The sequence below is a fragment of the Bacillus cereus group sp. MYBK14-1 genome, assembly GCF_051916885.1.
Taxonomy (GTDB): Bacteria; Bacillota; Bacilli; order Bacillales; family Bacillaceae_G; genus Bacillus_A; species Bacillus_A cereus.
This window is the reverse complement of sequence record NZ_JBQAHM010000008.1, coordinates 168,518-176,872: the sequence shown is the minus strand read 5'-3', so window position 1 is coordinate 176,872 and position 8,355 is coordinate 168,518. Positions and strand designations below refer to the sequence as shown.

Below are 8,355 nucleotides of genomic sequence, written 5' to 3'. Positions count from 1 at the left end.
AGATAACGCTACTACAGCAAATAATTAAGAAAATGAATAAGTAAAGATAACTATTGGTACATATCTGAGGAATCTAATTTAACGTATTCCCCGAAAGAATTCTCCTTCCTCAAGCGTGTGAAGGGCGTAACCCAACGATAGGTGGGAGATGAATTTCGGTTTGGCATAGCCAAAAACCTTTAATAAACTAGCTATATGAAGTTCTTTGATAACTTGATATAGAAGGTTGCAGGAAGAAAATAGAGTGCGAAAACCAAGCCATTCGGTTCCTGCGTAAAATATCAACCGTACCAAAAGAGCATCCATGCGTTGAACATCTAGGGGTGGAACACCCCAAAGTAACGCTCAGGGAGACGAAAAGTTACTTTCGTCGTGGAACTGAGAAGCTCCCACTTCAAGCTTTACTAAGTGGCGAGTAGTTCACAACCTCAGTTAACGTATCATTTATTATTGTTGTAATTTTTTTCACATTGTTATTTATAAAGAAATGATTTCCTTCCAAATTATAAATCTTAAAATTTCCACAAGTATGCTTTTTCCAACCAATTATGCCTTTTAGACTAATTAAATCTTCTGTTCCGTTTAATACAGTAATATCGCATGTGATTTTGTCCGTTTTTTCTTTATATTCATATGTTTCAACTATTTTAAAATCATGTTTTAGTAAAGGAATGAAAAATTCGAACAATTCTTCGTTACGAATTAATTCTTCTGGTGTTCCCCCTAATTCTATAACTCTATTTTTAAACTCGTTATTTGGTAAATTATAAGTTATCTCCTTCTTTTCCCTTTCACTCGGTGCCTTGTATCCAGAAAAAAAAATATGCTTGGGTTTCTTGAATCCCATTCCTATTATTTTATAGTATAATTCATACGCTAATAGGCTCCCCATACTATGTCCATAAATTGCATAATCTTCCTCACATATTTTATCCCGAATATTATCAAAGATGTCATCTACCGCTTCTTCTAAGCTATTATAAAATGGTTCATTGAATCTTTTCCCTCTTCCTTTTAACAGTACTGGACATAGATTTATAGATGGGGTTAGATAATCACCCCACTTATAATATAACGCTTCGGATCCTCCTGCATAAGGCAAACAAAATAACATCATTAAAATGCACCTCTATCTGATAAAAGTTTGTAAAAATCATTAATAATAATATCTTGGTTAATCACTGTTATATTACTAGAAATTTCTTCATTTAATGAACATACAGCCATTTTGTATTCTAACTCTATATCAAAAATCGCCATTGAATAAGAATTACTCTTTTCTCTATTATCGAAAAGTATATGAACAGCTTTGTGACTATCTATATTAATAGAAAATGATTTTAGTGACATTGATAATCCGCTTCCATAGCATTTAATATAACTCTCTTTCAATGTCCATACCTCATAAAACTTCCTCAATTGATGATTAACATCACCTTTTTGTATATAAGCATATTCACTATCACAGAAAAAACTTTTTGCTATTTCTTCATATTCAATATGTTTTATTTGTTCAATATCAATTCCAATAGGGTTATTACTAATTGCACATACTACAAATTCTCCCGAATGTGAAATGTTAAAGTAATAATTCGGATACCCCTTTAAATAAGGTTTTCCATAATTATTTTTCCCCCATACTATTCTTTCATTACCGATTTTAAGTTTTTTATTTGTTAGAGTCCTTACTAGTAATTCACCAATCAAGGTTCTAATTTTATCTTTTTTATTAATAAATTTTTTTATTCTATATCTTTTCTCTTCATCTATCCACGAACAAATTTTTTCTAATTTTCGATCATTCATATCTTTAATTTTAGTAACAAAAATTTCCATAAAACCCCTCACAAATCCTAGTTAAATTAATTGATCAACTACAATTATTCGAGCGTTATGCTAGCTGATTTTTCTACTTTCATTAATCGTGGAATGCTAATCATGTAAAAAACTCCTACAAATATTAAACATCCGCCAACTATCCAAAAAAGAGTTTCAACTGCAAGAATACCTGGATAAAATCCAGCAATAAAAAGTAAGGTTAGTGACTGTGAGAGCATCATTAAAGGATTAATACACCCGTGTACTCTTCCCATCATTTTTGGATTTACTATTTTCGGAATCCAACCTCCAATAGCTACATTAATCATCGGAAGTGCTAGGGCAACTATGCCCGTACAAATAACATACAGCCAAACTGTATTGACTAATGAGCTCAAAATAGTCGCTCCTCCTCCAATAAACAAAGCTAAAATTAGTAAATGATAAAGCTTTATTTTTTGAGAAAGTATAGATGCTATAACACTACCAAGTAAAATCCCGATACCAAAGACTATACTTAATATAATTGAAACTTCTTCATAGTTTCTTGGGGCTAGTTTGTATTTTAAAATAAATACCTGCATCACTGAGAGCCCTCCATTTAAAATTCCGAAAACTATAAATCCGGAGATAAGTGTAAGTAACAAGTTGTGGTTCAAAATATAACGTATTCCCTTCACAAAATCCTTCATTACAATTGAAATGTTCAAATCCTTGATATTATGTTTTCCGTTTGGCATACGAATTTCTTCTGACATTCTACAAGATTTTATAAGAAGAGCACTAATAAAAAAACTAATTGCATCAATTAAGATTGCACCATAAATACCGATTACCCAATAACAATAAATCCCGATACCACTACCAAAAAGCATAAACAAACTTGTAACCATCTGATTCAAACCAACTGCAGTAGCATAATCATCTCTTGTTAAAACACCCTGTACAAGGGATGATTGCGCGGGTGTAAAAAAGCTCTTTACCATACTTCTTAAAAATAACAGCGCAAATGCTACTGGCATCCAGTTTAGAAAAAGAGACCACAATAATAAAAGCGATAATATAGAACAGATCCAATCACAATTTTGAGCTATTTTTTGTCGATCAATCCTATCAGTAACTACACCAACAAGAAAAAATACTACTAATGTGGGCAAAGACAACATCAACTCCGTAATAGTAGCATATGCAGGTTGGTGCGAAAAACGATTTAAAAAATAAAACATAAGTGCAGTTAAACCAATTGTACTACCCATTTGTGAAGTAAAAGATGCAAAAAATAGCCTCGAGTAATTCCCATTTTGAAATATAACTAAAATTTTCTTCATAAGGACTCCCCATTTAATTTGACTTAATTCTAATTATTCAGAATTTAACACCTTTGCTATGTTTGAAACGTAGAATATCTAAATCCCTAACGTTCATCGCAGTTCCTTTGGTTAGAGCCTAACACACTGCTTTAAGATATAATTTTCCATTAGGATTTCTATCGCGGATTACACGTCCAAATGTACACTATCACTCATTAAATTGTATAGTTTTTCATTCTGATATTCATAATCCAAACATAACTATCCAAAAGCATCCTCCTTTTGATATGCAGTTTATTTTCTCTAACTTTCCACGCTACATTCTAATACTACCTTATATTGTAATCAAAATAATAAACGAATTATTTTCTCAAGTTGTCAAAATCACTAATAAATCATATTTATTAGTGATTTTGACAACTTGATTTCTCCTCTAAAAAACGTAATATTACTGTAAATTGTTTTCCAAAAAATATTTATGTATATCCACAATTATTACAAAAAGGAATGAACACCAATGTTATCCTATCCCTTATAACTGTTTTAACTTAAGTATGAAATTCATTTTTGAAGCGAAAATGATATGGGGTATGTCTATGAGGTTTAGTCTTCCAAAAAAAATTGTAATGAGTAAATTCTTACCAAGAAAACGTTATTCGTATTTATGATACATATATAAACCATATTTTTAATCAGTCATTCTAGGACAATTGAAGTGGCAAGTTTAAGCCACTTCAATTGTCCTAGAAATGTTGCATCTTTATCTAACATCAAATTAACACTATAAGCAAAAAGCTACTTATAATTCAGATGTTTTTCCTTAAAAATTTTTTGATTTATCTTTTGCAGGTAAAATGTAGTTTTCCCCTTTTTCATATATAGAAAGTATTCTTTTCAAGAAAGTAACTTTCGGTACTAACCAATAAGCAATTATCGCTGAAACAATCCCTAAAATAGCACCTGTTATAACATCGAAAGGATAATGAACTCCTACCCAGATACGAGAAATGGCTACACAGAATGCAAGTGTAATCCATAACCAACCAATCTTTTTATGAACAAGCCAAAATGAAAAACAAATTGAAAAGAATAAAATTGTATGGTCACTTGGAAATGAATTATCAACAGCATGCTCTACCAATTTATTAACATTAGGTAACTCTGCAAATGGTTGATAATTTGAATGAAACTTCCCTGCTATTTTCCCGATAACCTCAGCAATCACAAAAGCAATCATCGCTTGAACAATCATCATTCGATTTTGGTTAGATCGAGTAAACCAATACACTACAATAATTAAAGCTAAGAAATATACCATATATTCTGCCACGAACGTCATAGTAGAATTGAGAAATGGGTACTGTTTACCTAAATCGTTAACGGCTCGAAAAGCATCAATATTGAACTGAGAAAAAGACATTTTCAAACTCCTCCTTACCATATATATAAATCAAACGCTAATTAAAATTTTTTAATCTACTTTTTGTTACTACCTAATAGTTTTAGATGGTCCCATTTTATTGTTCTTAATGAATATCTACCTTTTTAAAATATGAAATCAATAATACTAATCCAATAATAGATGTTCCGAATATACCTATATAGGAGTACTCGGGAGGATAAGTGGGCTGAAGCGTATTTCTTGAGATATCACCTGCTGCTGCCCATGGAAACAATCCTCTATGTTCTGAATTTGCTGTCATTAAATTAATCATGGTTATTACAACTGTAAATACAATGGTCGGTACGTAATTCTTAAGTACAATTGTTAAAAGTATGATTGGTGTTGATAAAATAAAAAGCAATAATCCACCTATCAAAAACTGTACAAAAGATTCCCTTATTAAGGATGAACTTAGTCCATCAAATTGAAATATTATCCCTAATAATAATGTTAATCCCCATGCTACAAAAGTTAACATTATAATCCACGAAAATAGAAGTAGGAATTTACTTATAAGAAAATTCATACGTGATACAGGTATAGTTAATAAATTCTTTAATGTATCTTCTGTATATTCCCGAATAAATAGGTAGGCGGTTACTACCCCATATAGTGGTACTCCTATTATTAGAACAGTATATAAATTTACTTCACCAAACAATTGACTAAATACAATAGTAGGAGTAGGATGTTTAGTTTTTAGGCTTACAAATGATGCTACTACTACCATAAAAGGTACTACCGATGCACCGAGAATACTAATTAAGAACATATGGGATCGTTTTAGCTTTAATAATTCTGTATATAACAGATTAACCAATTGTTCCACCTCCAACTAATTTTGTGAAGTAATCTTCTAATCTGTCTTCACTCATCAAGATTTTCAAAACCTGAATATCATTTTGTACAAATATTTTATTAATATCTCCTTGTTGCCCAAGTTTAGAATACACGCGAATAATCCCCTCATTATGAACCTCATAATCAAAAATACCAAAGTTTTTCTCTAAGATTTTTGTAGCTTTATTGTCATTCGATACTTGAAACTCAATATATTTGCGATTCTTTTTTCTAAGGCTGTTAAATTCGATTTCCTCTAAGAGCTTACCTTCATGAATGATCCCCATATGATCTACTAACTGTTCTATTTCTGATAAAATGTGGCTGGATATTAATAAAGTAATTTTTCTTTCTTTAGCCAAATTTTGTATCAATCTTCTAATTTCCTTAATTCCTATTGGATCCAAACCATTAGTAGGCTCATCTAATATTAATAATTCTGGGTAATGAAGAAGAGCTCTAGCAATCCCTAATCTTTGCTTCATCCCTAAAGAATATTTACCCACAAGCTTTTTAGTTTCATGTTGCAATCCCACGATTTCTAACGCTTCATCAATTGCATTTTTTTTGTGTATCCCAATAATTTTCGCATTAATTAGTAGATTTTCCCGTGCTGTAAGATTCTCATAAAATCCAGGGACTTCAACAATAGACCCAATTCTTTTAAGGATTTCTTTTTGATTTTTTAATAAATCTTCTCCAAATATTTCAATCTTTCCATGGGTGGGCTTTATCAATCCTAATAACATTCTAATTGTAGTCGTCTTCCCTGCACCATTTCGACCTAAAAAGCCGTAAATTTCTCCTTGATTTACGGTTATATTAAGATTATCCACTGATTTCTGATTGCCATAAATCTTTGTTAAATTTGTAGTCTTTATTATTGCGCTCATGTAAGAACACCAACTTTCTTGTATGCTTATGTTTTTAGTATAGAAAGCAAATTTTAAACCGGGCTTAACTATTTCTTAACTATTTCTTAATTATGAAATTAACTATTCATCATTAACTCCATCTTGCTCCCTTGTACAATAAATATAATCCCACTCTCCTTTGACTTTGATATAAGTCTCATCTAGATGCCAAGTATAGTGTGTAAATTTGTTTTTCTTTTTCCAAATCTGATTAACATCAGGGTATGTTACAATTACTTGACCTTTATGTTATAAATCTTCAAACACTACTTTTTCTCTTTCTTGCTGTTTAGTACCAACGAAAGTAATGGCTAGCTTTACAAAACCTTTTTTCTTTCTCAGTAAACTTAGTCTCAACAGTTACTTCTTTACCCTCAATTAATAATTGAGGGTAATTAGTATACAATTGATAAAAAGAAAATAGAAAAAAGAAGGCGTGAAATTCAAAATTTAATGGATAAACTATTTGAATATTAATTCTTCAAACGAGAAGAGCCCTCCAAATAGGACGGCCCTTCTTTATTTCACATACAAATAGGCTTGCTTACAGTAGTTTTTTTGTATAGGACTTTTTCTTAACACATATACTATTTTTGAACCTGTTTACCAATACGCGTCCTGTTGGTATCTTGAATTCCTCCTAAAAGGGCGGCAGTTACGACTGCATGTCCTTTTTATTTATATTGGTGGCTTTTATCTACCAATATAGATACAGACTAACAAATGCAATATTACATATTATTCTCTTTCCAGATGATGTTAGAATTTCTTATGTTGTTTATTCCATAGTAGAGTTATGGTTTCTTATCTAATTCATCAATATGTGAGTGAGCTTTTTACCAACAAGAAAAGACACTCGAAAGATGTCTTTTTTTCAGAGTGTGGGAAATCTTAAAGGGTTCCCCACACTCTGAAAAATTGACCTATAATCCTAAAATTTCTACAATCTGAAGAGCTTTAGCATTCTCAATATAATAGTGCATCTCTAAACCTCTTCTATCTGCACGGAGTACGATTCCTTTTAATTTTGCTAAATGTTGTGAAACAGTGGACTGTGGAAGTCCTAATATTTCCGTTAACTGTGTAACATTACACATTTTATGATGCATTAATTCACTTATGATTTTTAATCGAACCGGATGCGACATTACCTTTAATACATCTACATCTTCTTCACGGATTTTAGCTAGATCACTATTAGATATTAATGTTAACATTTCGCATTCTCCTTTATCATTAATTTCTATTCTCCTATTATCCCTATAAGTAACACTTATAGATAATTACTATTTGTCCTGTTGAGAAAATATATTCTTTTTTAATACAAAAAGGACATCTATCCTGAAAACATTTTTTCTGCTTCAATGAATGGATGTCCTCTAATTTTTAGCTAGAATATTTTTTGTTAATTTTATTAATGTTTATGAAATTATTCTTTTACATAACTTTGAATAAGGCTTAATAAGCTTCATTAAGCAATTGTCTCCTTCTTTAAAGACAATTTTAAATTCGATATTTAACTTTTTATATTGTAACACGTATAAGAAATCTCTGTTCATCTCACCTTTTACAGATTTTCCGAACGAGAAAGCCCACTACGGTGTGATAGCCCCCACTTTAGGGGTGGGATGAGAGTGAGGTCAAATACGATGTACAAATAAAAAAAACGAAGGTACGTTCCGTACATCAAGAATTTGAAATGGTATCATTTTCATAATAGACAAGTAAAAGTCTCTAAAATAATCTTGTTCTCTGAAAACAGAATACATAGGAGGTTGGAGTAACAAATTCTTCTACTCCGTAAAATGTATTGAGTCGTCAAGCACAAGACGCTAAAACACATTTGAGAACTCACAATCTGACTCGTTTGGTAATAAAATGAGTGCCGTATCTGCTATATGCACTGGATACGGAGTGGTGATGGCACACCGCAATCTTGCACGTCAGCGATACTAGAAATAGAATTCGCCTTTAGTAGCAAGAATCCCACTGACGTTAGTCAGCTTGTGGCTTTATCCGCGGGAGTGTC

At 31.4% G+C, this 8,355-nt stretch carries 7 protein-coding genes and 2 pseudogenes; all 9 read right to left on the bottom strand.

Translation table 11 applies throughout. The annotated features are described in order from the left end of the window. Nucleotides 1-394: 394 nt before the first annotated feature. The 9 genes and pseudogenes from ACTFR3_RS20620 to ACTFR3_RS20580 all read right to left on the bottom strand — a co-directional run bounded on the left by ACTFR3_RS20620 (nucleotide 395) and on the right by ACTFR3_RS20580 (nucleotide 7,543). On the bottom strand, nucleotides 395-1,117 hold the full coding sequence (locus ACTFR3_RS20620; protein WP_440044773.1) for a thioesterase II family protein: 723 nt from the start codon (nucleotides 1,115-1,117) through the stop codon (nucleotides 395-397). Then, a complete protein-coding gene (locus ACTFR3_RS20615; RefSeq protein ID WP_000402330.1) occupies nucleotides 1,117-1,836 on the bottom strand; it encodes a 4'-phosphopantetheinyl transferase family protein in 720 nt (239 codons plus the stop codon). The genes ACTFR3_RS20620 and ACTFR3_RS20615 overlap by 1 nt, the downstream gene beginning before the upstream one ends. Before the next feature lie 44 nt (nucleotides 1,837-1,880). After that, entirely contained in the window at nucleotides 1,881-3,146 is a 1,266-nt protein-coding gene (locus ACTFR3_RS20610) for an MFS transporter (RefSeq protein ID WP_000722986.1), read from the bottom strand. Between the two features lie 802 nt (nucleotides 3,147-3,948). After that, a complete protein-coding gene (locus ACTFR3_RS20605) occupies nucleotides 3,949-4,548 on the bottom strand; it encodes an undecaprenyl-diphosphatase (protein WP_000010573.1) in 600 nt (199 codons plus the stop codon). A 106-nt stretch (nucleotides 4,549-4,654) separates the two neighbouring features. Then, complete coding sequence (locus ACTFR3_RS20600) at nucleotides 4,655-5,392, bottom strand: ABC transporter permease (RefSeq protein WP_440044772.1); 738 nt, start codon at nucleotides 5,390-5,392, stop codon at nucleotides 4,655-4,657. Then, nucleotides 5,385-6,305, bottom strand: coding sequence for an ABC transporter ATP-binding protein (locus tag ACTFR3_RS20595; protein ID WP_001273091.1), 921 nt, complete (start codon nucleotides 6,303-6,305; stop codon nucleotides 5,385-5,387). Before ACTFR3_RS20595 ends, ACTFR3_RS20600 begins: the two co-directional genes overlap by 8 nt. A 117-nt stretch (nucleotides 6,306-6,422) precedes the next feature. Continuing rightward, a pseudogene (locus ACTFR3_RS20590) lies at nucleotides 6,423-6,542 on the bottom strand (DDE-type integrase/transposase/recombinase); the annotation flags it as partial. A gap of 36 nt (nucleotides 6,543-6,578) precedes the next feature. Then, a pseudogene (locus tag ACTFR3_RS20585) lies at nucleotides 6,579-6,711 on the bottom strand (VaFE repeat-containing surface-anchored protein); the annotation flags it as partial. Between the two features lie 538 nt (nucleotides 6,712-7,249). Continuing rightward, entirely contained in the window at nucleotides 7,250-7,543 is a 294-nt protein-coding gene (locus tag ACTFR3_RS20580) for an ArsR/SmtB family transcription factor (RefSeq protein WP_240853623.1), read from the bottom strand. Nucleotides 7,544-8,355: the final 812 nt, after the last annotated feature.

Coding starts and splice junctions, on each gene's coding strand:
- ACTFR3_RS20595 (WP_001273091.1), bottom strand. CDS start 6,305: ATGAGCGCAATAATAAAGACTACAAATTTAACAAAGATTTATGGCAAT.
- ACTFR3_RS20620 (WP_440044773.1), bottom strand. CDS start 1,117: ATGATGTTATTTTGTTTGCCTTATGCAGGAGGATCCGAAGCGTTATAT.
- ACTFR3_RS20580 (WP_240853623.1), bottom strand. CDS start 7,543: ATGTTAACATTAATATCTAATAGTGATCTAGCTAAAATCCGTGAAGAA.
- ACTFR3_RS20610 (WP_000722986.1), bottom strand. CDS start 3,146: ATGAAGAAAATTTTAGTTATATTTCAAAATGGGAATTACTCGAGGCTA.
- ACTFR3_RS20605 (WP_000010573.1), bottom strand. CDS start 4,548: ATGTCTTTTTCTCAGTTCAATATTGATGCTTTTCGAGCCGTTAACGAT.
- ACTFR3_RS20615 (WP_000402330.1), bottom strand. CDS start 1,836: ATGGAAATTTTTGTTACTAAAATTAAAGATATGAATGATCGAAAATTA.